26 protein-coding genes are annotated in these 25,156 nt (G+C 58.9%); 9 read left to right on the top strand and 17 right to left on the bottom strand.

All coding sequences use genetic code 11. The features are described from left to right. The first annotated feature begins 117 nt into the window (after positions 1-117). The gene (locus tag WA845_RS07495; protein WP_004442709.1) at positions 118-1,164 is read left to right on the top strand and encodes an NAD(P)-dependent alcohol dehydrogenase; all 1,047 of its coding nucleotides are present in this window, start codon (positions 118-120) and stop codon (positions 1,162-1,164) included. Positions 1,165-1,233: 69 nt separating this feature from the next. Here WA845_RS07495 and WA845_RS07490 read toward each other — a convergent pair whose 3' ends face one another. Together WA845_RS07490 and WA845_RS07485 are read right to left on the bottom strand one after the other, a co-directional pair. Then, positions 1,234-2,499, bottom strand: coding sequence for an NAD(P)/FAD-dependent oxidoreductase (locus WA845_RS07490; RefSeq protein WP_004442710.1), 1,266 nt, complete (start codon positions 2,497-2,499; stop codon positions 1,234-1,236). A 174-nt stretch (positions 2,500-2,673) separates the two neighbouring features. Continuing rightward, positions 2,674-3,429 carry a pyridoxine 5'-phosphate synthase gene (locus tag WA845_RS07485; protein WP_006697805.1) on the bottom strand — a complete coding sequence of 252 codons (756 nt, stop codon included), beginning with the start codon at positions 3,427-3,429 and terminating at the stop codon, positions 2,674-2,676. A gap of 234 nt (positions 3,430-3,663) precedes the next feature. Between WA845_RS07485 and WA845_RS07480 the strand changes: the two genes are divergently transcribed. Beyond that, positions 3,664-4,362 (top strand): MerR family transcriptional regulator, encoded by a 699-nt coding sequence (locus WA845_RS07480; RefSeq protein ID WP_337322243.1) that lies wholly within the window; start codon positions 3,664-3,666, stop codon positions 4,360-4,362. Positions 4,363-4,368: 6 nt separating this feature from the next. On the opposite strand, the gene WA845_RS07475 is transcribed toward WA845_RS07480, so the two are convergent. Beyond that, positions 4,369-5,496 (bottom strand): ATP-dependent DNA helicase, encoded by a 1,128-nt coding sequence (locus tag WA845_RS07475; protein WP_004442716.1) that lies wholly within the window; start codon positions 5,494-5,496, stop codon positions 4,369-4,371. A gap of 207 nt (positions 5,497-5,703) precedes the next feature. Between WA845_RS07475 and WA845_RS07470 the strand changes: the two genes are divergently transcribed. The 3 genes from WA845_RS07470 to WA845_RS07460 are packed head-to-tail and all read left to right on the top strand — an operon-like array spanning position 5,704 to position 7,404. Next, entirely contained in the window at positions 5,704-6,084 is a 381-nt protein-coding gene (locus WA845_RS07470) for a COG4315 family predicted lipoprotein (protein WP_048902723.1), read from the top strand. Continuing rightward, complete coding sequence (locus WA845_RS07465) at positions 6,068-6,619, top strand: RNA polymerase sigma factor (RefSeq protein WP_022556561.1); 552 nt, start codon at positions 6,068-6,070, stop codon at positions 6,617-6,619. The genes WA845_RS07470 and WA845_RS07465 overlap by 17 nt, the downstream gene beginning before the upstream one ends. Further along, complete coding sequence (locus WA845_RS07460) at positions 6,616-7,404, top strand: anti-sigma factor family protein (RefSeq protein ID WP_022556562.1); 789 nt, start codon at positions 6,616-6,618, stop codon at positions 7,402-7,404. Before WA845_RS07465 ends, WA845_RS07460 begins: the two co-directional genes overlap by 4 nt. A gap of 18 nt (positions 7,405-7,422) precedes the next feature. Here WA845_RS07460 and WA845_RS07455 read toward each other — a convergent pair whose 3' ends face one another. Next, on the bottom strand, positions 7,423-8,016 hold the full coding sequence (locus WA845_RS07455) for a LysE family translocator (protein ID WP_004442723.1): 594 nt from the start codon (positions 8,014-8,016) through the stop codon (positions 7,423-7,425). Positions 8,017-8,178: 162 nt separating this feature from the next. On the opposite strand from WA845_RS07455, the gene WA845_RS07450 reads away from it, so the two are divergent. Then, on the top strand, positions 8,179-9,024 hold the full coding sequence (locus WA845_RS07450; RefSeq protein WP_112553873.1) for an aldo/keto reductase: 846 nt from the start codon (positions 8,179-8,181) through the stop codon (positions 9,022-9,024). A gap of 163 nt (positions 9,025-9,187) precedes the next feature. On the opposite strand, the gene WA845_RS07445 is transcribed toward WA845_RS07450, so the two are convergent. The 4 genes from WA845_RS07445 to WA845_RS07430 all read right to left on the bottom strand — a co-directional run bounded on the left by WA845_RS07445 (position 9,188) and on the right by WA845_RS07430 (position 12,769). Then, complete coding sequence (locus WA845_RS07445) at positions 9,188-9,721, bottom strand: SRPBCC family protein (RefSeq protein ID WP_035209722.1); 534 nt, start codon at positions 9,719-9,721, stop codon at positions 9,188-9,190. Continuing rightward, complete coding sequence (locus WA845_RS07440) at positions 9,714-10,082, bottom strand: ArsR/SmtB family transcription factor (protein WP_006697797.1); 369 nt, start codon at positions 10,080-10,082, stop codon at positions 9,714-9,716. The genes WA845_RS07445 and WA845_RS07440 overlap by 8 nt, the downstream gene beginning before the upstream one ends. 301 nt (positions 10,083-10,383) lie before the next feature. After that, complete coding sequence (ilvN, locus tag WA845_RS07435; protein ID WP_004442728.1) at positions 10,384-10,956, bottom strand: acetolactate synthase small subunit; 573 nt, start codon at positions 10,954-10,956, stop codon at positions 10,384-10,386. 19 nt (positions 10,957-10,975) lie between these two features. After that, entirely contained in the window at positions 10,976-12,769 is a 1,794-nt protein-coding gene (locus tag WA845_RS07430) for an acetolactate synthase 3 large subunit (RefSeq protein ID WP_037089928.1), read from the bottom strand. Between the two features lie 381 nt (positions 12,770-13,150). Here WA845_RS07430 and WA845_RS07425 point away from each other — a divergent pair, with 381 nt between their 5' ends. Then, positions 13,151-15,157 carry an ATP-binding protein gene (locus WA845_RS07425; RefSeq protein WP_022556567.1) on the top strand — a complete coding sequence of 669 codons (2,007 nt, stop codon included), beginning with the start codon at positions 13,151-13,153 and terminating at the stop codon, positions 15,155-15,157. Positions 15,158-15,163: 6 nt separating this feature from the next. On the opposite strand, the gene miaA is transcribed toward WA845_RS07425, so the two are convergent. Continuing rightward, a complete protein-coding gene (gene miaA / locus WA845_RS07420; protein WP_112553875.1) occupies positions 15,164-16,060 on the bottom strand; it encodes a tRNA (adenosine(37)-N6)-dimethylallyltransferase MiaA in 897 nt (298 codons plus the stop codon). Between miaA and serB the strand changes: the two genes are divergently transcribed. Together serB and WA845_RS07410 are read left to right on the top strand one after the other, a co-directional pair. Further along, entirely contained in the window at positions 16,059-16,949 is an 891-nt protein-coding gene (serB, locus tag WA845_RS07415; protein WP_112553877.1) for a phosphoserine phosphatase SerB, read from the top strand. The genes miaA and serB overlap by 2 nt on opposite strands. Next, positions 16,946-17,509: a GNAT family N-acetyltransferase gene (locus WA845_RS07410; protein WP_004442733.1), complete on the top strand. Its 564-nt coding sequence runs from the start codon at positions 16,946-16,948 to the stop codon at positions 17,507-17,509. Before serB ends, WA845_RS07410 begins: the two co-directional genes overlap by 4 nt. A 23-nt stretch (positions 17,510-17,532) precedes the next feature. Here WA845_RS07410 and WA845_RS07405 read toward each other — a convergent pair whose 3' ends face one another. From WA845_RS07405 to WA845_RS07370, 8 genes are all read right to left on the bottom strand, one after another. Next, the gene (locus WA845_RS07405) at positions 17,533-18,282 is read right to left on the bottom strand and encodes an SDR family oxidoreductase (RefSeq protein WP_077987453.1); all 750 of its coding nucleotides are present in this window, start codon (positions 18,280-18,282) and stop codon (positions 17,533-17,535) included. 88 nt (positions 18,283-18,370) lie between these two features. Further along, complete coding sequence (locus tag WA845_RS07400; protein WP_112553879.1) at positions 18,371-19,915, bottom strand: Do family serine endopeptidase; 1,545 nt, start codon at positions 19,913-19,915, stop codon at positions 18,371-18,373. A gap of 210 nt (positions 19,916-20,125) precedes the next feature. Next, complete coding sequence (locus WA845_RS07395; RefSeq protein WP_112553881.1) at positions 20,126-21,013, bottom strand: EamA family transporter; 888 nt, start codon at positions 21,011-21,013, stop codon at positions 20,126-20,128. Positions 21,014-21,145: 132 nt separating this feature from the next. After that, positions 21,146-22,069: a protease modulator HflC gene (gene hflC / locus WA845_RS07390; RefSeq protein WP_004442736.1), complete on the bottom strand. Its 924-nt coding sequence runs from the start codon at positions 22,067-22,069 to the stop codon at positions 21,146-21,148. A gap of 1 nt (position 22,070) precedes the next feature. Next, on the bottom strand, positions 22,071-23,189 hold the full coding sequence (hflK, locus tag WA845_RS07385) for an FtsH protease activity modulator HflK (protein WP_004442737.1): 1,119 nt from the start codon (positions 23,187-23,189) through the stop codon (positions 22,071-22,073). A gap of 143 nt (positions 23,190-23,332) precedes the next feature. Continuing rightward, complete coding sequence (locus WA845_RS07380; RefSeq protein WP_337322242.1) at positions 23,333-23,860, bottom strand: dihydrofolate reductase; 528 nt, start codon at positions 23,858-23,860, stop codon at positions 23,333-23,335. Beyond that, positions 23,857-24,651, bottom strand: a complete 795-nt coding sequence (locus WA845_RS07375) for a thymidylate synthase (protein ID WP_004442739.1) — start codon at positions 24,649-24,651, stop codon at positions 23,857-23,859. The genes WA845_RS07380 and WA845_RS07375 overlap by 4 nt, the downstream gene beginning before the upstream one ends. Before the next feature lie 99 nt (positions 24,652-24,750). Beyond that, positions 24,751-25,059, bottom strand: a complete 309-nt coding sequence (locus tag WA845_RS07370; protein ID WP_004442740.1) for a DUF2853 family protein — start codon at positions 25,057-25,059, stop codon at positions 24,751-24,753. Between the last annotated feature and the right edge of the window lie 97 nt (positions 25,060-25,156).

Genomic DNA, 25,156 nt, shown 5'->3' with positions numbered 1-25,156 from the left:
AAGAGCGCACCATCATATTTTTGCAGGATCGTGCAAAAAGCTAGGAGGATCGCTCTAACGCCCGTTCATTCTTCCATTGCATATTCCGCCGTCCCCAACTCCCGAAAGGATATTCAGATGGCTATTGCAAGAGGTTACGCTGCGACAGATGCGTCGAAGCCGCTTACCCCGTTCACCTTCGAACGCCGCGAGCCGAATGATGACGACGTCGTCATCGATATCAAATATGCCGGTATCTGCCATTCCGACATTCATACCGTCCGCAACGAATGGAAGAACGCCGTCTACCCGATCGTTCCGGGCCACGAAATCGCCGGTGTCGTCCGCGCCGTTGGCTCCAAGGTCACCAGATTCAAGGTCGGTGATCATGTCGGCGTGGGCTGCTTTGTCGATTCCTGCGTCGGTTGTGCCACGCGCGATCTCGACAATGAACAGTACATGCCGGGTCTCGTGCAGACCTATAACTCCGTCGAACGCGACGGCAAGACCGCCACGCAGGGCGGTTACTCCGACCATATCGTCGTGCGGGAAGATTACGTCCTCTCCATTCCGGAAAACCTGCCGCTCGACGCCTCCGCTCCCCTGCTCTGCGCTGGTATCACGCTTTATTCGCCGCTTCAGCACTGGAATGCCGGTCCGGGCAAGAAGGTGGCTATCGTCGGCATGGGCGGTCTTGGCCATATGGGCGTGAAGATCGGTTCAGCCATGGGCGCGGATATCACCGTGCTTTCGCAGACACTCTCCAAGAAGGAAGACGGCCTTAAGCTTGGTGCGAAGGAATATTATGCCACCAGCGATGCCTCGACCTTCGAAAAGCTCGCCGGTACCTTCGACCTGATCCTGTGCACCGTTTCGGCGGAAATCGACTGGAATGCCTATCTCGGCCTGCTGAAGGTCAATGGCACCATGGTGCTTCTCGGTGTGCCTGAACATGCGATCCCCGTGCACGCCTTCTCGGTCATCCCCGGCCGCCGTTCTCTGGCTGGCTCTATGATCGGCTCTATCAAGGAAACCCAGGAGATGCTGGATTTCTGCGGCAAGCACGACATCGTGTCCGAAATCGAAAAGATCGACATCAAGGACGTCAACGAGGCTTATGAGCGCGTGCTGAAGAGCGACGTACGTTACCGCTTCGTCATCGACATGGCGTCGCTCGACGCTTGATGCGTCCGGAAACGGCGAAACAGGAAACGGCGGGAAGCCATGCTTCCCGCCGTTTCTTTGTCACTTGCCTCACGCCTCGTCCTTCAGCGTTTCTTTCTGGGTGATCAGCCGCGCGCTGTGCTGGCCACTCAAGTAAATCCAAAGCCAGCTCCACGCCACGGCCAGCCGCGAACGCGTTCCGATCAGGAAATAGATATGGGCAAGTCCCCATATCCACCATGCCAGCACGCCCTTGAGCTTGAACCGGCCAAAATCGATCACCGCGGCGCGTTTGCCGATCGTGGCAAGATTGCCCTGATGGCTGTAGCGGAAGGGTGAAGGAAACGGCTTGCCGTCAAGCCGCGCCTTGATGACCTTCGCGACATAAGCGCCCTGCTGCTTTGCCGCAGGCGCAATACCCGGCACCGGCTTGCCGTTTTCCTGATTGACGGCGGCGGTATCGCCGATGACGAAGATATCGGGATCGTCTTCCAGATTAAGCTGTGGCCCCACAATGGCCCGCCCTGCCCTGTCGGCGGCGGCATTGAGCCATTTGGCCGCGGGAGAAGCCTGCACGCCGGCGGCCCAGACGACCGTACGGCATGGATAATGGGTCTCGCCCACCGTCACGCCCTCGTCGCTGCAGGCCGTCACCGGCGTTCCGAGCAGAACCTCGACGCCAAGTTTCTCAAGCGCCTCCTTGGCATAGGCCGAAAGATCCTCCGTAAAGACCGGCAGCACGCGGGGACCAGCCTCGACGAGCAGCACACGGGTCTTTCGGGTGTCAACGTTGCGGAATTCCGCCGGCAGCGCCTTATGGGCAAGCTCTGCAATCATGCCTGCCATTTCCACGCCGGTCGGGCCTGCCCCTATGATGACAAAGGTTAGCAGTGCCTGTCGTTCCTCTTCGCTGGTCGCGAGTTCGGCCCGTTCGAAGGCAAGAAGCAGGCGGCGGCGAATTGTCGTTGCATCCTCCAGCGTCTTGAGACCCGGCGCGGAACGCTCCCACTCATCGTGACCGAAATAGGCGTGGCGTGCGCCTGTAGCCAGCACCAAAGTGTCGAAGCGGATCGTTTCACCGGTGTTGAGATGCACGGTCCGGGCCGCCCGATCTACGCCGGTCACCTCGGCAAGCAGCGTCGTGACCTCCTTGCGATCGCGGTAGAGATGACGGATCGGCCACGCGATCTCGGATGTCGCCAGCGCAGTCGTCGCAACCTGATAAAGCAATGGCTGGAAAAGGTGATGATTGCGACGATCGATCAATGTGATGCGGACAGGGGCTCCCTCCAGCCCGTGTACCAGCTGCAAACCGCCGAAGCCTCCACCCACGACGACAACATGATGTTCTTGCATATGTCTCTGCCTTCAAAAGCCCGAGCATCGGTCCGGAAAGTGAATTCCGACTATCGGAAACGCCGATACTCAACCCAGAACCTAGTTCGGCGGGACCGGTTCCGACATATCTCCCGCCGCCCTCGCGCACGGAGCATGCGCAAGGCAGAACATAGGCGAAAAAATTGGCTTTGGTTATGAAATAGCCTGACCGCAGGCCTGCCGAAAACGCCGGACTGTTTCCGCCATGCCATATTCCAGGGCATCCGCCGTCAACCCGTGGCCGATTGAAACCTCGGCCAGATAAGGGATACGTTTCATCAGCTTTGGCAGGTTCGCGACGGTGAGATCATGGCCCGCATTGACGGCAAGTCCGAGCGCCGCAGCATGGTCCGCCGTCCGCCCAAGCGTCTCGACGAGCACATCGGCCTTGTGCGGATCGTCATAACAGCCGCCATAGGGCCCGGTATAAAGTTCGATACGCGCAGCGCCCGTCTCAGCCGCCAGTTCCACCGGCTCGCGTTCGCCGTCGCCATCTGCGAAAAGCGACACCCGCATGCCGCCCGATTTCAGCCGTCCGACGACCTGCTTCAGAAATTTCGCATGCGCGCGGAAATCCCAGCCATGATCGGAGGTTGCCTGCGACGGATCGTCAGGTACGAGTGTGACCTGTTCGGGCTGGGTCTTTTCGCACAGAAGGAGAAAATCCTCACTCGGATATCCTTCAATGTTGAACTCCGCGGAGGGAAACCTGTCATCGATCAGCGCGCGCAGGGCCGGTAGATCCGAGAAGCGGATATGGCGCTGGTCAGGCCGCGGGTGTACAGTCAGCCCGCTCGCCCCCGCCTCCAGTGCAATATGCCCGAAATGCGCGACATCCGGCCACGGAAGATCGCGGCGGTTGCGTAACATGGCAATTGCGTTCAGATTGACAGAGAGTTTTGCGGGCATGGCATCGGGCTCCGGTTCGGAATTGACATCCTGTTTCACGCAGGTTGACGCCGACCGCAAGGAGGCTGATAAATTTTTTATCATACTGGGAACGAAAGTGCGCATGACACGTTCCGGTTTTGATGTAGCGTTTGGCATTATGTTTTTATCGAAAAACGGTCTGTTGCGGGGGAATAAGCAACAGACGCCTTTAAAAAGGCAGACACGCTGCCGGAGAGCGCGAAGGGGGAGACAATGCAGGATGGCCGGATGCCGTTCGAAAGTCACGGCGACGAGGACAAACCCAATCTAAGGGTCAACAGCTTTCTACCGGATATAAGCCTGCCCTCATCGCTGCCCGCGGAACCGGTTCCGATCGCCGACATGGCCAATATCTTCGGAGTGACCCACCGTACCCTGCATTTTTACGAAGAAAAGGCACTGCTGACGTCTAAACGCATCGGACAGATGCGGGTCTATTCTCACCGCAACGTCCAGCGCATGGCCGTTATCAACGTTTGCCGCGAAGTCGGTATTTCCGTGGCTTCGATTACGGAGATCATGGAAAAACTGGTCCGTTCTCTCTCGCAGGAAGAGGCAGACGATATATTTCGCGACGCACTAAGGCAGCGAAAGCGAGAGTTGACGGCGGAGCTTTCCACGCTCCAGCGCCAGGCCCAGCAGATCGAGGAACTGCTCGTCACCGATAGCGACGAAGATGGCGCGGACGCGGCCGAGAGGGGACAGGCAAACGACATCGCGCTAACCGATCTTGAACGGAAATGTCTCGAACTCATGGCGGAAGGATACGCCCCTGTCAGGCTCGCCCGCGCCCTTGGTCTTTCGGCAAACGAGCTTAACATCCTCGAAGCGAAGATTATCGGCAAGTTCAGCGCCAGCAACCGTTTTCAGGCGGTGGCCAAGGCGGTTCTGCTCGGCGTCATCCGCGCCTGATCAGGATCAGCGAACGATGGTCAGGGTCTCAGCCGCGCGGGTAATGGCGGTGTAAAGCCACCTCTCGCGCGAGTCCCGGAACGCATAACTCTCATCGAAGAGAACCACGTTATTCCATTGCGAACCCTGGGCCTTGTGCACCGTCAACGCATAGCCGAAATCGAATTCGTCATAACGCTTGCGCGTGGACCACGGAATTTCGGTCTCCACGTCCTCGAAGGCCGCCTTCAGCAGTTTGATCTTGGCCGCACCGCGATCCATATCGTCGTCTTCAGGCCGGATCATCAGGTTGATACCAGGCTTCACCGTCTCGCGCGACGAACTCATCACCTGCCACAGCGAGCCGTTGAGCAGGCCCTTGGCAGGATCGTTGCGAAGGCAGACCAGCTTGTCGCCCGATTGCGGATAATCGGCGGTAAAACCCTTTAGCTCGCGAAGACGTTGATTATAGCGGCGGCGGGTGCGGTTGGTGCCAACCAGCACCTGATCGGCATCGAGCACCAGCGACTGCGTCACCTCGGATTTGGAGATCACCTGCGCGGAACCATAATCGCCGCGCATGATCTCCCGGCCTTCCCGCACATCCATGGCAAGATGGATGATGGGATTGTCCTTCGCCTGGCGATGGATTTCCGACAGCAGATAATCCGGCTCCTGCTCGGTAAAGAAGCCTCCGCCCGAAACCGGCGGCAGCTGGCCGGGATCGCCGAGCACGAGGATCGGCGTGCCGAAACTCATCAGATCCTTGCCAAGCTGTTCGTCTACCATCGAACATTCATCGATGATGATGAGCGCCGCCTTGGCGAGCGGGCTCTGGCGGTTGATGGAGAACATCGGGGCAATCGAGGTCTTGCCGGTTTCTTCGTCTTCCACCGTCTCCTCTCCGCGCGGGCGGTAGATCAGGGAGTGGATGGTGCGGGCATTGGTCGCGCCGCGCGAACGCAGCACCTGCGCCGCCTTGCCGGTGAAGGCCGCAAACAGCACCTCTCCATCGACGTTTTCCGCAAAATGCTTGGCAAGCGTGGTCTTGCCGGTTCCGGCATAGCCGAACAGCCGGAAAACCGGCGACCGGCCTTCCTTGAGCCAGCGGGAAACAGCCTTGAGCGCTTCGTCCTGTTGCGGTGAAAATAACATGCGCCCTCATCGCAGGATTCGAGCCCGGTACGCAACAGAAAAAGAACGAAAGATGAATATCGTGAGCGCTGAAGCGCAGGTTTACGACCGGTTTTCCCCGTTCGTCATCAGGCTGCTGAAAAAAATATTTTGCGAAGGGAATAAATCACGGACCAGCGGTGTCTCTTGTTGTGCCGGCGGCTCGAGCCCGCCCGAACCAAGGAGGATATGTCCATGAAAATCCGCTTCATCGTCCCCGCCCTCGTTCTGGCCTTTGCCGGAACAGCCTATGCCGCCCCGGCGGTCGAAACGGTCAAGACCGCAAAAGGCAATGTGCTCGCAGGTGAAAAAGGCATGACGCTCTACACTTTCAAGAACGACAAGAAGGGCGTATCCAATTGTTATGACAAATGCGCCACGAACTGGCCGCCCTTCTTCGCTGCGGAGAATGCGAAAGCCGAAGGGGTTTACTCCATCGTGACGCGCAAGGACGGCAAGAAGCAATGGGCGAAGGACGGCATGCCGCTCTATTACTGGATCAAGGACACCAAGAAGGGCGATGCCACCGGCGACGGCGTGAACGGTGTGTGGGATGCAGCAAAACCCTGACGAGATGGAAGCTGCGACGCGGGGGAGACAGTCCCCCGCGGCCGGCAGCTTCGAAGCGGAGATGCTGGCCCTGATACCGATGCTGCGCCGTTATTCCCGCAGCCTTTCGCGCTCAGATACCGATGGAGAGGACCTGTTGCAGGACTGCGTCGAGAAGGCGCTGGCCAATAAAGCAACATGGCGGGGAACCGGTTTGAAATCATGGGCCTACACCATAATGACGAATCTTTATCGCAACCGCCACCGGACAGAGAAACGGCATCCTTCGGAAAGTCTCGATGAAACGATCGCCGCTGCCGAAACGCTGGGCGATACGCTGGAGAACGACCGCCTGCACGGCGCGCTTGCGCTGCTTTCGCCTGAGATGCGCGCCGTACTGATGCTGGTGACGGTGGAGGGCTACAGTTATCAGGAGGCGGCGGAGACATTGTCGATCCCGCTCGGCACCGTCATGTCCAGACTGTCCCGCGCCCGCGAAACCCTTCGCCAGCATCTGGCGGCGGATAATATCATTCCCCTGCGGAGACCACGATGAAACGGGCTGATGCCATAACCGAAGACGACCTGCACGCCTATGTCGACGGGCTTCTCTCCGACGATGACCGCGCGGCTGTCGAGGCATGGCTCGCGGAAAGACCGGAAGAGCAGAGCCGGGTGGAAGACTGGAAGAGACAGGCCGACAGCCTGAGAAATGCCTTCGCCTCCTATGCCGCCGCACATCCGCGTGACGCATCGATGCTGATTCGCGAAAAGGTCGCACGCGCCTGGCGGCTTAAACCCCTTCTCCTGCGAACCGCGGCAGCCTTCCTGATCTTCACGGCGGGCGCGGCAGCCGGCAGGCTTCTGCCGTGGTCCGTTTCCACACCGCAGGATGTGGTGCTGGCATCGCTGACGACGGACATTCCTGCACAGGCGAAATCCGCTTATCTCATCTACGCGAGCGAAGTGCGTCATCCCGTAGAGGTGGGGGCCGGGGAACAGCAGCATCTGGCAACCTGGCTTGGCAAGCGGCTCGGCTACCCCTTCGCGATTCCCGATCTTTCGAAGATTGGATATGACCTCGTCGGTGGGCGTCTTATCCCCGTCAGCGGCAAGCCGGGTGCGATGTTGATGTACCAGGACAGGACCGGCAGGCGGGTGACGGTGCTGATAGGCCACAACGAGGAAAACCGCACCACCAGTTTCCGCATGGCCAGCGCCGATGGAATCGAGACCTTCTACTGGATCGACAACGATCTGGGTTACGCCGTCTCCGCGGAACTGACGCGAGCCGAGGTACAGGCGATCGCCGAGGAATGTTACCGGCAGTTCCCGACATAGAGTCGCCGAGTGGAGCCGCTATTTCAGCATCGGCCAGAGACTGATGACGAGAAGCACGGCCATGCTGATGTTGAACCATTTGAGCCGGACCGGAACGGAGAGCCAGTCGCGAAGCGCCGAGCCGAAACCGGCCCAGGTGGAAACACTGGGAAGATTGACGGCAGCGAAGGCCACCCCCACAAGCATTACGGTAAGGAAATACTGCGTCTCATCCGTATATGTCGCCATTGCCGTGACCGCCATCACCCACGCCTTGGGATTGACCCACTGGAACGCCGCTGCTGCAAGAAAACTCATCGGCTGCGAAGCCGCCGTGCCTTCATGGAGGCTGCGGGACGTTCCGATTTTCCACGCGATCCAGACGAGATAAAGCCCACCCGCAAATTTCAGCCCGGTATAAAGTGCCGGTACCGAATGCAACAGTGCCCCGAGGCCAAATCCGACCCCTATCAGCAGCGAAAGAAAGCCCGCACCGATGCCGAGCATATGCGGGACGGTGCGACGGAAACCAAAATTCACGCCGGAAGCAAACAGCATCATATTGTTCGGACCGGGCGTGATGGAGGTGGTGAAGGCAAACAGCACCAGCGCGATAAATGTCTCGGCAGTCATGATCTCTCCTGTGAAGGCAACCCTACCCACGGGACCGCCATCAGACCAGCCCGGCAAACCGATCGACGAGGTCAATTTTTTTGATGGATCGATCCCGTCCGTGCCGGGTTGAGAAGTCGGAACAAAGGCTTATTCTTCGCCCGAGAACCCTGGAGCGAAACGATGTATGATGACATTCCCTACGTTGCCCTCCCATCCGGAAAAGAGGTCCCAGCCCTCGGCCTCGGGACGTGGAACATGGGGGAGACGAGATCATCCGCCGAGCAGGAGGTCGAAAGTATCCGAAGGGCCATCGACCTTGGCATGACGTTGATTGACACGGCGGAAATGTACGCGGACGGCCGATCGGAAGAGATAGTCGGCAGGGCTATCGTCAATCATCGCGAAGACGTGTTTCTGGTAAGCAAGGTCTATCCTTGGAATGCCAGTGCCACCGGCACTGTTGACGCCTGCGAGCGCAGCCTCGCCCGGCTCGGCACCGACCACATCGATCTCTATCTGCTGCACTGGCGCGGAGAGCACCCACTCGAAGAAACCGTGGCGGCTTTCGAAAGACTGAAGAGGGACGGCAAGATCGGCGACTGGGGCGTCTCCAATTTCGACACGGACGACATGGAAGAGCTTTTCGCCGTTCCTGACGGCAGGAACTGCGCCGCCAATCAGGTACTTTACAATCTGTCCCGACGCGGGCCGGAGTTTTCGCTGTTGCCCTGGTGCCAGCAACACGGCGTGCCACTGATGGCCTATTCTCCCATAGAACAGGGCCGTATTCTCAAGAACCATGAACTCATACGCATCGCCAAGGCCTATCAGGCGACCCCGGCGCAACTGGCTCTGGCCTTTCTGCTGGAAAGGGAAGGCGTCATCGCGATCCCGAAATCCTCGAATCCCGCGCGCGTCGAAGAAAATCGCGGCGCGACCGATCTTGATATAACCGAGGAGGACTGGGCCGCCCTGGATGCCGTCTTCCTCCCGCCAACGCGCAAGACGGCGCTGGAAATGCTTTGACGTAACAAACGGTTAGGAGACACTTCGGAATCAATCGCTCAAGCGGTTGGATCGGAATGTGAACGCCAGGTCCATAGTCAGCCCTGTCGCCCAGGGAAGATCAGGCGGACCAATCGAAACGGCGCGGCAAGCCGCGCCGTTGCATCACGAGAACGCACCGTGCCTATTGCGGTATCCGGTGCTCATATTCCTCTTTCAGACCCAGCCATGTTTCCCAGAAGGGTCCCGGCTCCTCCTCCTGAAGGCGGGCAGCGAGAACATCAAGGTGCACGTGCCAACCGGCGCTGACATTGAGCCTTGTGGTGCGATCCGCCAGCCGGCGATGGATCAGCGTCAGGAGCACGTCCTTACCAAGAGCCTGGAGTTCGATGGAAACCTCGGCACCCTCGCCCCATGTGAAGACAAGGCGGTGCGGCGGAACAACCGTAATGATGCGGGAAGCCATCCTGTGCTCTTCGGAAAAGCCCTCAGGGCGGCGTCCGGGTGGATTGGAAAGTTCATCATTCCGCCACACCAGCTCGAATGGTGCGCCGGCGGCAAGCCGCATCTCGCCGGAAGCCAGCCAGCGGCGGCGAAGGTCGCTTTCCGTCAGATAGGCCCATACCCGTTCGACCGGCCCCGGCAGCAGCCGCTCGATCTTCAGGGTCGTCGGTTCAACGAGGCGACCATAGGTGTCAGGCATTGCAATATCAGCCATTGTCATTTCCTCCATCTGCAGGGGTTTTTCCCTGATCTTCCTCCCTGAGCATCTGCTCAAGAATATCGAGGCGGCTGCCCCAGAACTGCCGGTAGAAATCCAGCCATTCATGCGCTTCTTCCAGCCGTTCCGGCGCAAGGCGGCAGACATGGATACGCCCCCTCACCTCGCGGCGGATGAGCCCCGCATTTTCCAGCGCCTTGATGTGCTTTGAAGCCGCAGCGAGCGAGATGTCGAACGGCTGAGCCAACTGTGTCACCGTTCGCTCACCGCGGGAAAGATCCCGCAGCATCGTGCGTCGCGTGGCGTCGCCCAAGGCATGAAAGACAGTGTCTAGATGTGAAGCGGATAATTCAACCATGTTGTTGAATATAGACGAGAGCCACAGAAAGTCAACCACATGGTTGAATATTGAGCCGCGCGATGGTTATAAAAAAACCGCGGCGAGTGCCGCGGTCTAAGGTGATGAAAAATATTGATATTTAGTTGACGTCATCCTTGGGCTCGGGACAAGGATTCAATCACGTCCAACAAAACTGAGATCTCGCAGATGCTCGGGACAAGCCCGAGCATGACGAAGAGAGCGTTCAAAACATTTACAAGTCCAGCCCGCCGCAAACCGCGGTTCGCACCGAAGGGAACTTGCTCTGCACTCGGAGAAATTACATCCCCTGCGAGCCACGGTTCATCGCGGCAATACCCGTGCGGCAGATTTCGATCAGGCCGAGCGGCTTGATGATCGCCACGAACTGGTCGATCTTCGACGACTTGCCGGTGATTTCGAAAATGAAATGTTCCACCGTCGCATCCACGACCTTGGCCTGAAACGCATCGGCAAGCCGCAACGCCTCGGCACGGACTTCACCGGTGCCGGCAACCTTGATCAGCGCCACTTCCCGCTCGATCGGCCGCTCCTGCCCCAGTTCACGGGCGCGAACGGTCAGGTCGAGAACCCGGTGCACCGGCACGATCCGTTCCAGCTGCGCCTTGATCTGCTCCAGCACGATGGGCGTGCCGCGCGTCACGATGGTGATGCGCGACAGATGCGCCTCATGTTCGGTTTCCGAAACCGTCAGGCTTTCAATGTTGTAGCCACGGCCGGAAAAGAGCCCGATGACCCGAGCCAGCACGCCGGGCTCGTTGTTGACGAGAACCGACAGCGTGTGGTTTTCGACGGCAGCCGTTTCCTTCTGGATGAAGTAGGCAGAGCCGGTGGGTTGTAGGTGTGCGTTCATGTCCTTTTCCTCTCCCGGCTCAGACTAGCTGACGGCCCTTGGCGTCAATGGCGTTGGCAACTGCTTCATCCGTCGCCTCATCCGGCAACAGCATCTCGTTATGAGCCTTACCAGACGGAATCATCGGGAAGCAATTGGCGAGATTAGCAACGCGGCAATCGAAAATGACCGGCTTCTTGACTGCGATCATCTCGGCAATCTTGTCATCCAATTCCTTCGGGTCGTCGCAATACATGCCAACCGCGCCATAGGCTTCCGCGAGCTTGACGAAATCAGGCATCGCTTCGGTATAGGAGTTGGACAGGCGGTTGCCGTGCAGCAGCTGCTGCCACTGGCGCACCATGCCCATATACTGGTTGTTGAGGATGAAGATCTTCACCGGCAGGCCGTACTGGATGGCGCAGGACATTTCCTGAATGCACATCTGGATCGAGGCGTCACCGGCAATGTCGATAACCAGCGCTTCGGGGTGCGCGACCTGAACCCCGATGGCCGCCGGCAGTCCATAACCCATCGTGCCGAGACCGCCCGAGGTCATCCAGTGGTTCGGCTCCTCGAAGCCAAAAAACTGCGCCGCCCACATCTGGTGCTGGCCGACTTCTGTCGTGATGTAGGTGTCACGCCCCTTCGATGCCTCATAAAGCCGCTGCAGGGCATATTGCGGCATGATGACATCGTTGGAATTCTTGTAGGCAAAGGAGTTGCGGGCACGCCAGCGCTCGATCTGTGACCACCACTCTGCGGTCTGCGCCTTCTCCGGCTTCTTCGGCAAAGCGCGCCACAGGCGAACCATGTCTTCCAGGACATGGCTAACATCACCAATGATCGGAACGTCGACGCGAACCGTCTTGTTGATCGAGGAGGGATCGATATCGATATGGATCTTCTTCGAATTCGGCGAGAAAGCGTTGATGCGGCCGGTGATACGGTCGTCGAAACGCGCGCCGACGCAGACGAGAACGTCGCAATCATGCATCGTCATATTGGCTTCGTAGGAACCGTGCATGCCCAGCATGCCGAGCCAGTTCTTGCCGGACGCCGGATAGGCACCGAGACCCATCAATGTCGACGTGATCGGGAAGCCGGTCAGCTCGACCAGTTCACGCAGCAACCGGGTTGCTTCCGGGCCGGAATTGATGACGCCGCCGCCGGTGTAGAAAACCGGCTTTTTCGCCTTCGACATCAGTTCGATGGCGGCATGGATGGCATTAAGGTCGCCCTGAACCTTCGGCTTGTAGCTCTTCTGCTGGACGGCAGCCGAAGGCGGCGTGTAGGTGCCGGTGGCGAACTGGATGTCCTTCGGGATATCGACAACGACAGGACCCGGACGTCCGGTCTGCGCAATGCGGAAAGCCTCATGGATGATACCAGCCAGTTCGTTGACGTCCTTCACCAGCCAGTTGTGCTTGGTGCAGGGGCGCGTGATGCCAACAGTATCGCATTCCTGGAACGCGTCCGAGCCGATCAGCGTGGTGGGAACCTGGCCGGACAGGCAGACGAGCGGAATGGAATCCATCAGCGCATCCTGCAGGGGAGTAACTGCATTGGTCGCGCCGGGACCTGAGGTGACGAGCATGACACCGACCTTGCCGGTCGAGCGGGCATAACCTTCAGCCGCATGGCCAGCGCCCTGCTCATGGCGCACGAGAATATGCTGGATGTCTTCCTGCTGGAAAATCTCGTCATAGATCGGAAGTACGGCGCCGCCGGGATAACCGAAGATGTGCTCGACGCCGTTGTCCTTCAGCGCCCGCAAAACGATCTCCGCACCTGTCATGCGATTGCTGTTTTCCGTATTGTCCTTATCCGTCATTGCCTGTTTCCATCCCGCTTTGGCTTTGGATATCGAGGAGCCCGAGGGCCTGTTTGAAGACATAAAAAAAGGCCCCTAGAGGAGCCTCGTTCAGCGCATGGGTGCTTTCGCCGGATGGTTACACCATCCTGCCCATGCGCCGTCCCACCACGATAAGTACGTTAAGATTTTTCATGGGCCGGAGTGTTAGCCACAAAAGCCCCAGCCGTCAACGCATATTGCATGAAAAAATCACCGTCGCCTTCTTTTATTACCGGAAAGCGCGTCTGCGCGAAATTTTCGAACGCAAGTGATACACCTGTTGTTAAGCATAATCTTTTATACCGGGAAGGCAGATGCTGCCGGAACCACCGCGATCATCCGCATGTACCGGGAAAAAATGTGAGTAACGACACGTTTCATAACGCGTCCCGCATGGGCGAAAACGAACGGCGATCCGGCGAGCAGCCGGCCAACCGCATGCTCGGCCGTGTCATCGCCTGCGACGGCGCACGCGCCACCATTGTTGCGGAAACCGAACCGGGTACCACAGACGTATCGCAACTCTGGTCCGTCGGACGCCTGATCTCCATTGAAATGGGCACGAGCCGCGTCGCCGCGCTTGTCTTTGCCATGCGGACCGGCGAAGAATACTGGGCGCCAGACAAGCCGAACAGGCTGCTGATCGACGTTGAACTCGTGGGCGAGGTTTATCGTACCGAAGATGGCAGCGAACGCTTTTCCACCGGCATCTCCCGTTATCCCTATCTCGGCGCGGTCGCGCATCGTATCCGTGCGAGCGACCTCTCCAGGATTTACGACGGCGGCAAGCGCGACGCCTGCGTCATCGGCAAGCTGACGCAGGACGATACGATCAATGCCGCCATCAATATTCCGCAGATGCTGGCCAAACATTTCGCCGTTGTCGGTTCGACCGGTGTGGGCAAGACCACTGCGGTCTCCCTGCTTTTGAACAAGGCAATCGAGACCGACCCGAAACTGCGTGTCCTCATTCTTGATCCGCACAACGAATTCGCCGCCGCCTTCCCAGATCATTCCGTCGTCATCGACACCGATACGCTGGACCTTCCCTTCTGGTTGATGCGCCTGGAGGAGTTCGCGGAAGTTGTGTTCCGCGGCCGCAAACCCGTGCCGGAGGAAATGGATGTTCTGCGGGATCTGATTCCCGAGGCGAAAAAAGCGTTTCGCGGAACCGAAGGTTCGGCCGTTCGCCGCACCTCCGACAAGAGCGCGATCACACCGGACACGCCGGTTCCCTACCGCATCGCCGATCTTCTCGCCCTCATTGACGAGCGCATCGGGCGGCTGGAGGGGCGTGGCGAAAAACCGGCGCTGCGCACGCTGAAAGGCCGCATTCTTTCGGCCATCAACGACACGCGCTATAATTTCATGTTCTCCAGCAATACGATCAGCGACACGATTCTGGAAACCGTGGCGCATATTTTCCGCATTCCCGGGGAAGGCAAACCGATTTCGGTATTCCAACTGTCGGGCATCCCGTCCGAAGTGGTAAACTCGGTGGTTTCCGTTCTTTGCCGTATGTCCTTCGAACTGGCGGTGCTGGCGCGCGGTTCGCTGCATATGCTCGTGGTGTGCGAGGAAGCGCACCGTTATGTTCCCGCCGACCCTGAGCGCGGCTTTTTCCCCACCCGGCAATCCATCGCCCAGATTGCCAAGGAAGGCCGGAAATACGGCATTTCGCTGGGCATCATCACCCAGAGACCCAGTGAGCTGGATCAGACAATCCTGTCGCAATGTTCGACTGTTTTCGCCATGCGGCTGTCGAACGAGATCGACCAGAAGATCATTCTCTCGGCTGTGCCGAACGCATCGGCCTCAACCACAAGCTTTCTTTCCTCCATCGGCAATGGCGAAGCCATCGCCTTCGGCGAGGCAGTCGGGGTGCCAATGCGCATGCGTTTCGACCGGGTGCCCACCATCAAATTGCCCAAGGCGAGCGGCACGATCAGCCACGCCAGCCAGGAAACGCCCGATACCGTTGACCTGAACGCCATCGTCACCCGCATGCGCGCCGCAAGCAGACCGGTTATCACAGGCTTTCAGCAGAGCGTGGAAGCGGCCTTTTCAGATCCGGCGGAACCGACCGCGCGGCCTCTCGATGCCGCCGATATCGATCCCTGGAAGCGGGAGTTGGGCGCGGCCGTAAGCGAGGAATACGAACCCTACCGCCCGGACATGCTACCTGGGCGCGCCCTGCCTGCATCACAAAATCCGGTAGGCACCGACACCGCCTCCAGCGCCGTCAACGAGTTGCGCAAAGCCGGTTTCCAGATGCAGGCGCAGAATGGTCCCCAGGGTGATACACGCCCGTCGCTGCGTGAAAGCCTGCTCAAGAAACCGCTCGGCAGTCTCTACAGGAAAGATTGAGTTCCTTCACGGCTGAATACGCATCCAGTCTTCATCCATCTGGTTGCGGAACCATGTCATCTGCCGTTTGGCGTATTGTCGGGTTGCAGCGGCCGATCTTTCAACTACATCCGCCGTGCTCATGCGCCCGGCCAGCATTTCAGCGATCTGGCCAACGCCAATCGCCTTCATGACGGTGGCATCGGCCGGAAGATCGAGGGCGAGAAGCGCCTGTACCTCCTCCACCGCACCGCTATGCATCATGGCTTCGAAACGCCGGTTGATACGCGCATGCAATACCGGCCTCTCCGGCAGGACCACGAGTTTTTGCGCCCGGTCCGGATCAACGATCATCGGGCCACGGGCAAGCTGAAAATCCCTGATGGACTTCCCGGTCGCTTCAAGCACCTCCAGCGCGCGGACAATACGCTGGCCGTCTCCCGGCTGGAGCATGTCGGCCATGACGGGATCGCGCCGGACAAGCTCGGCGTAAAGGATGGCTGCGCCTTCTTCGATCAACCGGGCTCGCATCGGCTCACGGATCGTGTCCGGAATGGCAGGCATGTCGGAAAGCCCGCCTGTCAGCGCCTTGAAGTAAAGCCCCGTGCCGCCGACGATGACGGGGAAACGCCCCTGCCCGCGCAGATCGGCAAGCACGACGGAGATGTCCCGCAGCCATTCGCCCGTGGAGTAGAGGCTGCTCGCCGGCACGTGACCGTAGAGGAGATGCGGCACCCCCTCCATCTCGTCTTCGGACGGTCGGGCGGTCAACACGCGCAGCGTGTCGTAAACCTGCATGCTGTCGGCATTGATGACGACACCGTCCCGCTCCACAGCCAGACGAAGCGCAAGCGCGGACTTGCCGCTAGCCGTCGGGCCGGTTATCAGGATCGCATCAAAATTCTCATCAAGGTTTTTCATCATGGCTATGGTTGCCACGCTTATCGCCAATCCGTCAAATCCTGTTCTGACACCGGCCCTCGGCGAAGCGGCCGCGAAGGCCGTGAACGCATCGGGCCTCTACTGGCTGGCGGACGGGATTGCCTGCGATATCGCACTGCCCTCCGGCACCGCAATAGAGCAGGCACACAGGGCTATCGCTGACACCCTCGCCGGCCAGCCGATCGATATCGTGATCCAGGAGCAGGACCAGCGTCGCAAGAAACTCCTGATCGCAGACATGGATTCGACCATGATCGGTCAGGAATGCATCGATGAGCTGGCAGCTGAAGTCGGGTTGAAGGACAAGGTCTCAGCCATCACCGCACGCGCCATGAACGGCGAAATCGCCTTTGAACCGGCACTGCGGGAGCGCGTCGCGTTGCTGAAAGGACTGCCGGTTGCTGTCATCGATGACGTCATCGAAAAGCGCATCACGCTGACCCCGGGTGGCAAGGAACTCATCGCCACCATGAAGGCGAAAGGCTATTACACGGCCCTCGTGTCAGGCGGTTTCACCGTCTTCACCAGCCGTGTCGCCGCGGTGCTCGGTTTTGACGAGAACCGCGCCAATCTGCTTGGTGAGGCAAATGGCGAGCTTGATGGCACCGTTGCCGAACCCATCCTCGGAAAACAGGCGAAAGTGGATGCGTTGAATGATATTGCCGCCAAACTCGGCATTTCTCCAGATGAGGCGATGGCGGTTGGCGATGGAGCCAATGATCTGGGCATGCTGCATGTGGCGGGCGCGGGCGTGGCCCTGCACGCCAAGCCGGCCGTGGCGGCCGAAGCGCAGATGCGCATCGACCATGGCGACCTGACGGCGCTTCTTTACATTCAGGGTTATCGAAAGACGGACTTTGTCACCCCATGATCATTCGCGAGACGCCAAGACTTATTCTGCGCGAGTGGAAGGAGAGCGACCGAGACCTTTTCCGTGAAATCAATGCCGACGAGAAGGTCATGGAATTTTTCCCCTTCCGCCGCAGCCATCAGGAAGCGGACGCGGTTCTCGAAACCATCAATGGCATGATCCGCGGCAGTGGTTATGGCTTCTATGCGATGGAGCAGCGGGAAACAGGCGAATCCATGGGATTTTGCGGTATTTCGCCCGTCCTTAATCTCGACCCGCCCTTCCCGGTCGGCACCATGGAGATCGGCTGGCGGCTCGCCACCCGTTTCTGGGGACATGGCTATGTCACCGAAGCGGCGCAGTCGCTGCTCGTGATGGCCTTTGACGAAAAGGAGACGCCGGAAATCGTCTCCTTCGCTGTCTGGAACAACCACCGTTCGACCGCCGTGATGGAGCGAATCGGGCTGAAACGTGATCCCTCGCGGGATTTCGACCATCCCCGCGTGCCCGCAGAGACGCATCCCCATCTGCGTCCGCACGTCACCTATGCGCTGACGCTGGAGCAATGGCGGGCGCGTTGACGTCGTGACCCGCCGGTCCGGAATTATTTCACCGCGGCGTTGCCACCATCGGCAAAAAGCGCCGCGCCAGCGACAAAACTCGCCATCGGGCTGGCGAGGAAAAGCGCTGCCTGCGCTATTTCCTCGGGCTGGGCGATGCGTTTCATCGCATGCAGGCCGGCGGCCCAGTCCTTTTGTGCCTGATCCCCTGCCATCGGCGTGTCCACACCCCCGGGCAACAACGCATTGGCGCGAACGCCGCGGGCGGCATAATCGGCGGTAATACCCTTCACCAGCCCCATCAGCGCGGCCTTCGCAGCGCCATAAGCCGACATGCCCGGTATGCCGACACTGGTGCCGACGAAGCTTGAGGTAAAGACGATGGAACCGCCGCCGCGCCTCAGCATCAGCGGAATCTGATAGCGCGCGCCAAGAAAGGCGGAAGTCAGGTTGACGTTAAGCACGTAATCCCATTCGTCAGGCGAAATCTCCGCCAGCGGCTTGGCGGCACCCACGCCGCCTGCATTGTTGACGGCGATATCGAGACCACCAAAAACGTCGGTGGCCGCCTCGGCCAAACGGGAATGGGTTTCCGCAACGCCAGCGTCGCCGGCAACCGTGTGCACATGTCCGCCCGCCTCACGAATCTCGGCGGCAACCTCGTCCAGCGCCTTTTCGCCGCGCGCATTGATGACGACGGCGGCGCCATGAGCGGCAAACAGGCGCGCCGTCGCGCGGCCGATGCCGGATGACGCGCCGATGATGATGGCGACTTTGTTTTCAAGTAATTTCATAGCCTTGGTCTCCGTTCGGTGGAGGCCAAGGCTTAAAGAGCCGGCAGCATCGGAACCACCCGATTCCTGCCCGACCGTGCGGAAAGCGTTATTCCAGCGGCAGCGCCACCACGCGCAGATTGCCCTGCGCATCGGCCACCATCATGTGGGCGTTCTTGCGGCCTTCCGATTTCAGACCATTCACCCGCACCAGCACGTCGCCGGGAACCTCCATGAAGTCCTGTCCGACTTCCACAATCACATCGCCTGCCTTCATGCCCTTCTGTTCTGCAGGCGAACCCGGATCGACACTTGCGACCAGCACGCCTTCAACGCTCTCGGCAATGCCCTTTTCCGTCCGCAACTCATTGCTGAGCACAACGAGATTCATGCCAAGCACGCTCTGCGGCGCTTCACGCACCTCCGGAGTCTGATCCTGGGCCTGATCGTCGCCGCCATCATTGTCTTCCGGCGCGATCACACCGCTGTCGCCGTCGTCAGTCTGCTGGTCGTCAGTCGAAGCCTTCTCATCCGTGGTATCCTGCAGCTGGCCCAGCTTGACCTTGACGGTCTCTTCCTTTCCGTCGCGCAGGATGACGACATCGACTTCCTTGCCAACCGGGCTTTCCGCCACGATCCGCAGAAGGTCGCGCATCTCGTGAATATCTTTGCCATCGAATTTCAGCACGACGTCGCCAGCCTGGATAGGACCGTTTTCCACCGGGCCGCCCTTGGCGACCCCGGAAATCAGCGCGCCCTTGGCGCTGTCCATGCCGAGGCTCGCGGCCACATCGTCCGTGACCGGCTGGACGCGAACACCCAGCCAGCCGCGGCGGGTCTCTCCGAATTCGATCAGTTGCTGAACGATGTTCTGTGCAAGCTCCGTCGGCACGGCGAAACCGATACCGATCGAACCGCCGCTCGGCGAAATGATCGCCGTATTGATGCCAATCACCTCGCCCTTCATGTTGAAGAGCGGTCCACCGGAGTTACCCTTGTTGATGGCCGCATCCGTCTGGATGAAATTGTCATAAGGGCCGGCATTGATATTGCGGCCGCGCGCTGAAATGACGCCAACGGTCAGCGATCCGCCAAGCCCGAAGGGGTTACCGACCGCCATTACCCAGTCGCCAATGCGCATGCTGCGCGAATCGCCAAATTTGACCGCCTTCAGCGGCGTTTTTGGCTCCACCTTCAGAACGGAAAGATCGGTCTTGGTATCGGTGCCGACAAGCGTCGCCTTGAGCTTCGAGCCATTCGGGAAAATCACCTCGATGGCATCGGCACCCTCGATGACGTGGTTGTTGGTGACGACATAACCGGCGGGATCGATCACAAAACCGGACCCGAGGGAATTGACCTTTTCACCGCCTTCCGGCTTCTGGCTGTCGAAATAATCCTTGAAGAACTCTTGGAAGGGCGAACCTTCCGGCAGACGTGGCGGAACCGGCCCCTTGCCATCTGTCTTGACGTTCTGCGACGTGGAAATATTCACCACCGCATCCAGCAGCGGCTCGGCAAGATCGGCAACAGATTCCGGCCCGTGGCTTTGCGCGCCCGCCGGAAGCGGCGCCGCAAGGCTGCCCGCAACAAGCGCTATTACCGCGACTGCGGAAATGCTGCTGCGAAAAGGCGAAAGAAGGGTCACGGCCATATGCGTCCTCGCGTTTCAAATCGTCTTGCCCTGCATATATCGTCAAAGCATAAGGCGGAATGATGAAGTGTAAAAATACCTTTTCGTGAACAGGCAATCGATTCCGCCACCTCATCGCGTCTCAAAGCCGTACAGAAAAGCGAGGACGAGGCAAACACCTATTGTCAATAGTAATGGTTTCCAGAAAAAAACGCAGAGGGCACACGGCGGTCATCGAGCGGGCGGCGTCGTCCGGCTGAACATTAGCCCAATAACTCCGCTGACGAAAACAAGGCAGTAGCCCGACCACAAAAGCAAAACGGGCTGTTCCGAGAAAAATAGGTAGCCGAACAACAAACTCCACAGAAGTTGGGTATATTGAAGTGGCGCGACGATGGACGATTGCGCCATGCGGATCGAAAGCGTGAGGCACAATCTCCCGATTGCCAGCAATGCACCCGCCCCAATGTAAAAGAGCCACTCAATCGGCGTTGGCGGAGTATAGCTTTCCGGGAGAAGGACACCGGTGATGAAAACCAGAATAATGACGGGCAGCATGGTATCCGCCAATGGAGTCGATTGGGCCCTCCATCGTCTCACCATGATAGTCGATGCCGACTGCGCAAAAGCGGCAGCAAAGGCGAGGGCAACGGCTAGGCTGTCTATTATGCCGCTCGGCTGCAGAACGACCAATACGCCGGCAAGGCCTAGAAGGGCGGACAGCCACTGAAGCCCGACAGGACGTTCGTTCAAAAACACCAGAGCCAAAAATATCGTGATGATCGGGCTCGTGAAGCGAATCGAATAAACATTGGCGATTGGCATACGAGAGATCGCATACAACGTCAGCCATATCATGGCGACGGACATGAGTCCCCGAGCAGAGACCACCGCCCATCCCTTAACCGAATTAATTTTGAATCCACCCAACGGCTTGGCAAGCAACAAACCGAAAAAGATCGCGAAAATTCCGGAGAAAAAGAGGACTTGAGGAAGAGAGTGCAAGCCGCTGAGAATTTTTGAAACAGCGTCCATCAATGAAAATGCTGCAAATCCTACTATGGCGAAAGTAAAAGCAGCTTTGTAATTGTCTCTGTCGTGGCCAGGCGTAGGCGACATCTTCCGGTTTCCATATGATGAAAGACAGAAGATTATTGCCGCTGACCCACAATTTTATGAATTTCAGAGCGCAACACCTCAAAAAGAAAGGGCCGGTAAAAACCGGCCCCTCCAAATTCATTTTATCCGCTATCAGTTCGCCGGCGCAGGTGCGGGCGCGGCCGGAGAGGCAGGGGCCGCACCGTCGATATTGTTGAAATAACGGAAGAAGGTCGAGTCCGGCGACAGAACCAGCGTCGTGCCATTGCCGTTCAGTGCGTTGGCATAGGCCGACATGGAACGATAGAACTCGAAGAAGTTCGGATCGCGCTGGAAAGCCTCGCCGAACACCTTGTTACGCTCCGCATCGCCTTCACCGCGCAGAACTTCGGACTGGCGGCGAGCGTCGGATTCCAGTTCCACAACCTGACGGTCGGCGATAGCGCGGCGGCGCTGCGCTTCTTCGTTACCACGGGCGCGGATCAGTTCGGCTTCCGCCAGACGCTCCGACTTCATGCGTTCGAAGGTCTGCTGGGAGACTTCCTGCGTCAGGTCGGTACGGCGGATGCGGACATCGACGATGCTGATGCCGAGCGATTCCGCATCGGGACGCAGATCGTCACGCACTTCCTGCATCATCGACGCACGTGCATCCGACAGCGCCGATTCAAATCCGCGCAGACCGTAAACCCGGCGCAGCGATGCGTCGAGACGGGTGCGCAGGCGCGATTCAGCCGACATCTGGTCACCGGAGACCGTCTGCCGGAAGCGGCGCGCATCCGTAATACGGTACACCACGAAGGCATCGACCTCGTAGAACTTGCCGCCGGAAACCTGAACACGGATATTATCGTGGTCGAAACGCAAGGCGCGGTTCTCGATATATTGCACGCGGTCAGCATCCATGAAGGCGAAGGGCAGCTTGAAATAGAGGCCCGGCGCTGTTTTCACGTCCTGGATTTCACCGAAGCGGACGACGATGGCCTGCTGGCGCTCGTTGACCACGAAGATCGACGAATAACCGAGAAAAAGCAGGACGGCGAGACCGACGAGAACGGCTGTAAGACGGTTACCCATATCAGTTGCCTCCCTGCGGTGCTGCGCCCGGATTGTTGCGCATGATCTCGTTCAGAGGCAGATAAGGCACCACGCCCTGTTTTTCATCGATGATGATCTTGTTGGATCCCTTCAGGACCTGTTCCATCGTTTCCAGGAACATGCGCTGACGGGTCACGTCAGGCGCGGTGCGATACTGGTCATAGATGGAGACAAAGCGCTGCGCCTCACCCTGCGCCTCGTTGACGACGCGCGACTTGTAGGCGTTCGCCTCTTCGAGGATCTGCGCGGCCTGACCGCGAGCAGCGCCGAGCTTCTGGTTGGCGTATTGATTGGCTTCCTGAACGAAGCGGTCTTCGTCCTGCTCGGCACGCTGCACTTCATCAAACGCGTCGGCCACTTCACGCGGCGGCGCCGCATCTTCGATGGCCACGGCATTGATGGAAATGCCGGCGCCATAACCGTCCATGGTGGACTGGATGATGGTGCGCACATCCGCCGCAATTGCCTGACGGTTATCGCGGAAGATATCCTGCGCCGGACGACGGCCGACGACTTCGCGCATGGCGCTTTCGGAAACCTGCTGCAGCGTCTCGGCCGGGCTGTCGACGTTGAAGAGATAGGATTTCGGATCGGAAACCGTATAGAGCACCGAGAACTGAACGTTGACGATGTTCTGGTCGCCGGTGAGCATCACGCCGCTCGACGAAGACGACGAGGCCCGCGAACCGATATTCTGCTGCTGCTCGGTGACCTTGACGATTTCAACCGTCTCGATCGGCCACAGATGGAAATGCAGACCGGGCATCGAGATTTCGTCCTTCGGACGGCCGAAACGCAGCTCCACGCCGCGCTCGTCCGGCTGGACGGTGTAGATGGACTGGATGCCGAGGAAAACCAGCACGACGAGAACCACGATGGCAACTGCGCCGCCATTGAAACCGCCGGGCAGCACATTTTTGAAACGGTCCTGGCTGCGCCGGATGATCTCTTCCAGATCGGGCGGACCGCCATTGCCGCCGCCACCGCCGCGAGGCCGGTTGGGCCCCTGCCCCCACGGGCCGCCACCGCCGCCCTGGTTGTTTCCTCCACCGCCGCCGCCCCATGGGCCGCCGCCGCCATTCTGATTGCTCCAGGGCATCAATACCTCTTTGTAAAAGCCTCTCCCGGTTCCGTTCGAAAGCGATTGCTCGCGTGCGGCGGGAATATCGACCCGTTATAGGAAGGAGAAGCGTTCGTTTCAACGCAGAGGTGGTAACTAAATACCCAATCTGGGTAAATAGTTCACTTTGCCGCGGCTCTCCGCATATACGTGGTAAACAGAACGGGATAATTGTCCTTTTCCCCAGCGGGAGCCGGGATTTCCTCGGTTTTCTCAAAAACGACGGGATCGATCTCCGGGAAAAAAGTGTCGCCATCGAGCTTTACCGGGACGTGGGTGACGGAAAGTTGATCGGCGAAGGGCATGGCCTGACGGTAGATCTCTCCACCACCGGCCACGAAGACCTCATCCACGCGGAGTTCCGCAGCCTTGCTTTTGGCGAGCTTCAAGGCCTCCTCCAGTGATGAGACGACATCGACACCCTGCGGCCGGTAATCGGCATTACGACTGACGATGATATGCGGGCGGCCGGGCAACGGACGCTCGCCGACGGATAAAAACGTCTTGCGGCCCATGATGAGCGGCTTGCCCATCGTCATCGCCTTGAAGCGCTTGAGGTCGGTGGAAAGCTTCCACGGCATGTCGAGGTCGCGGCCGATGACGCCGTTCTCGGACACTGCGACGATGATGATGATACGCGGCTCGGTCATACCGCAATCGGTGCCTTGATGCTTGAATCGGCCTCGTAGTTTTCCAGCGTAAAGTCTTCGAACTTAAAGCCGAAAAGGTCCTTAACATCAGGATTGAGGCGCATCGTCGGCAAGGCCTTCGGCGTGCGAGTCATCTGCAGCCGTGCCTGTTCGAAATGATTGGCATAGATATGCGCATCGCCGAGCGTGTGGACGAAATCGCCCGGTTTCAGACCAACCACCTGCGCGACCATCAGAGTCAAAAGAGCATAGGACGCGATGTTGAACGGCACGCCGAGGAAAATATCGGCGGAACGCTGGTAAAGCTGGCAGGAGAGCTTTCCGTCAGCAACATAGAACTGGAACAGGCAGTGGCAGGGCGGCAGCGCCATCTCGTCCACCAGCGCCGGGTTCCAGGCGGAGACAATATGACGGCGCGAGTTCGGGTTGGTTTTCAGGCCCTCGATCAGAAGCGCGATCTGGTCGATGTGGCGTCCGTCCGGCGCGGGCCAGGACCGCCACTGTGCGCCATAGACCGGGCCTAGATCGCCGTTCTCATCGGCCCATTCATCCCAGATGGAAACGCCGTTTTCCTTGAGATAGGCGATATTGGTATCGCCGTTCAGGAACCACAGGAGTTCATGGATAATGGACCGCAGATGCAGCTTCTTGGTGGTGAGGACCGGAAACCCCTCTGCAAGGTCGAAACGCATCTGGTAACCGAACACCGAGCGCGTGCCGGTGCCGGTGCGGTCTCCGCGGTCGGAGCCGGTTTCCATCACATGCCGGAGAAGATCGAGATATTGTTTCATGCGTTCTGCCGCCGATTCCCTGATATCAGGCAGATATAATAGCACAGGGCGGCAGAACCAATCACCGGGGAAACGCTTATCCCCGTTTTTCCGGGAAAATCAGAGCGACTGAAGCTTTCCGAGTTCCTTGGCGACCAGGTAATAAAAGGTCACGCGCGATTTTGAGCGGTCGGCGGCCATGGCTTTCGCAACGGCATCGATTGCCTTGTCGGCGCTGTCATCGGTGACACCAAGCTTCTTGCCGCACCAGCTAGCCTTCACACGTGCAAGCTCTTCCGGATCGGACGCGGACACCAGCGAGGAATCCCGGTTGCGCAGGGCAATGCCGAGATGTTTGACGATCTTGCCGACAACGGCTTCGTCGGCTGCTGCATCGTATTTCTTCACATCTGCGAGATAGTCAGTCATGTCCACTCCTTCGTGTGTCCCCGGCCCGGTGTTGCTTCTAATGACCGGTTGCAGGGAGAATGAGACAGCAATCCCTCGTCGTCAAGAATTGTCTAAA

It is taken from the genome of Agrobacterium sp. CMT1 (assembly GCF_037203725.1).
GTDB classification, from domain to species: Bacteria; Pseudomonadota; Alphaproteobacteria; order Rhizobiales; family Rhizobiaceae; genus Agrobacterium; species Agrobacterium pusense.
The sequence above is the reverse complement of the archived record's forward strand: the minus strand, read 5'-3'. Positions and strand labels throughout refer to the sequence as shown.

Coding starts and splice junctions, on each gene's coding strand:
- WA845_RS07495 (WP_004442709.1), top strand. CDS start 118: ATGGCTATTGCAAGAGGTTACGCTGCGACAGATGCGTCGAAGCCGCTT.
- WA845_RS07490 (WP_004442710.1), bottom strand. CDS start 2,499: ATGCAAGAACATCATGTTGTCGTCGTGGGTGGAGGCTTCGGCGGTTTG.
- WA845_RS07485 (WP_006697805.1), bottom strand. CDS start 3,429: ATGCCCGCAAAACTCTCTGTCAATCTGAACGCAATTGCCATGTTACGC.
- WA845_RS07480 (WP_337322243.1), top strand. CDS start 3,664: ATGCAGGATGGCCGGATGCCGTTCGAAAGTCACGGCGACGAGGACAAA.
- WA845_RS07475 (WP_004442716.1), bottom strand. CDS start 5,496: ATGTTATTTTCACCGCAACAGGACGAAGCGCTCAAGGCTGTTTCCCGC.
- WA845_RS07470 (WP_048902723.1), top strand. CDS start 5,704: ATGTCCATGAAAATCCGCTTCATCGTCCCCGCCCTCGTTCTGGCCTTT.
- WA845_RS07465 (WP_022556561.1), top strand. CDS start 6,068: ATGCAGCAAAACCCTGACGAGATGGAAGCTGCGACGCGGGGGAGACAG.
- WA845_RS07460 (WP_022556562.1), top strand. CDS start 6,616: ATGAAACGGGCTGATGCCATAACCGAAGACGACCTGCACGCCTATGTC.
- WA845_RS07455 (WP_004442723.1), bottom strand. CDS start 8,016: ATGACTGCCGAGACATTTATCGCGCTGGTGCTGTTTGCCTTCACCACC.
- WA845_RS07450 (WP_112553873.1), top strand. CDS start 8,179: ATGTATGATGACATTCCCTACGTTGCCCTCCCATCCGGAAAAGAGGTC.
- WA845_RS07445 (WP_035209722.1), bottom strand. CDS start 9,721: ATGGCTGATATTGCAATGCCTGACACCTATGGTCGCCTCGTTGAACCG.
- WA845_RS07440 (WP_006697797.1), bottom strand. CDS start 10,082: ATGGTTGAATTATCCGCTTCACATCTAGACACTGTCTTTCATGCCTTG.
- ilvN (WP_004442728.1), bottom strand. CDS start 10,956: ATGAACGCACACCTACAACCCACCGGCTCTGCCTACTTCATCCAGAAG.
- WA845_RS07430 (WP_037089928.1), bottom strand. CDS start 12,769: ATGACGGATAAGGACAATACGGAAAACAGCAATCGCATGACAGGTGCG.
- serB (WP_112553877.1), top strand. CDS start 16,059: ATGGCTATGGTTGCCACGCTTATCGCCAATCCGTCAAATCCTGTTCTG.
- miaA (WP_112553875.1), bottom strand. CDS start 16,060: ATGATGAAAAACCTTGATGAGAATTTTGATGCGATCCTGATAACCGGC.
- WA845_RS07410 (WP_004442733.1), top strand. CDS start 16,946: ATGATCATTCGCGAGACGCCAAGACTTATTCTGCGCGAGTGGAAGGAG.
- WA845_RS07405 (WP_077987453.1), bottom strand. CDS start 18,282: ATGAAATTACTTGAAAACAAAGTCGCCATCATCATCGGCGCGTCATCC.
- WA845_RS07400 (WP_112553879.1), bottom strand. CDS start 19,915: ATGGCCGTGACCCTTCTTTCGCCTTTTCGCAGCAGCATTTCCGCAGTC.
- WA845_RS07395 (WP_112553881.1), bottom strand. CDS start 21,013: ATGTCGCCTACGCCTGGCCACGACAGAGACAATTACAAAGCTGCTTTT.
- hflC (WP_004442736.1), bottom strand. CDS start 22,069: ATGGGTAACCGTCTTACAGCCGTTCTCGTCGGTCTCGCCGTCCTGCTT.
- hflK (WP_004442737.1), bottom strand. CDS start 23,189: ATGCCCTGGAGCAATCAGAATGGCGGCGGCGGCCCATGGGGCGGCGGC.
- WA845_RS07380 (WP_337322242.1), bottom strand. CDS start 23,860: ATGACCGAGCCGCGTATCATCATCATCGTCGCAGTGTCCGAGAACGGC.
- WA845_RS07375 (WP_004442739.1), bottom strand. CDS start 24,651: ATGAAACAATATCTCGATCTTCTCCGGCATGTGATGGAAACCGGCTCC.
- WA845_RS07370 (WP_004442740.1), bottom strand. CDS start 25,059: ATGACTGACTATCTCGCAGATGTGAAGAAATACGATGCAGCAGCCGAC.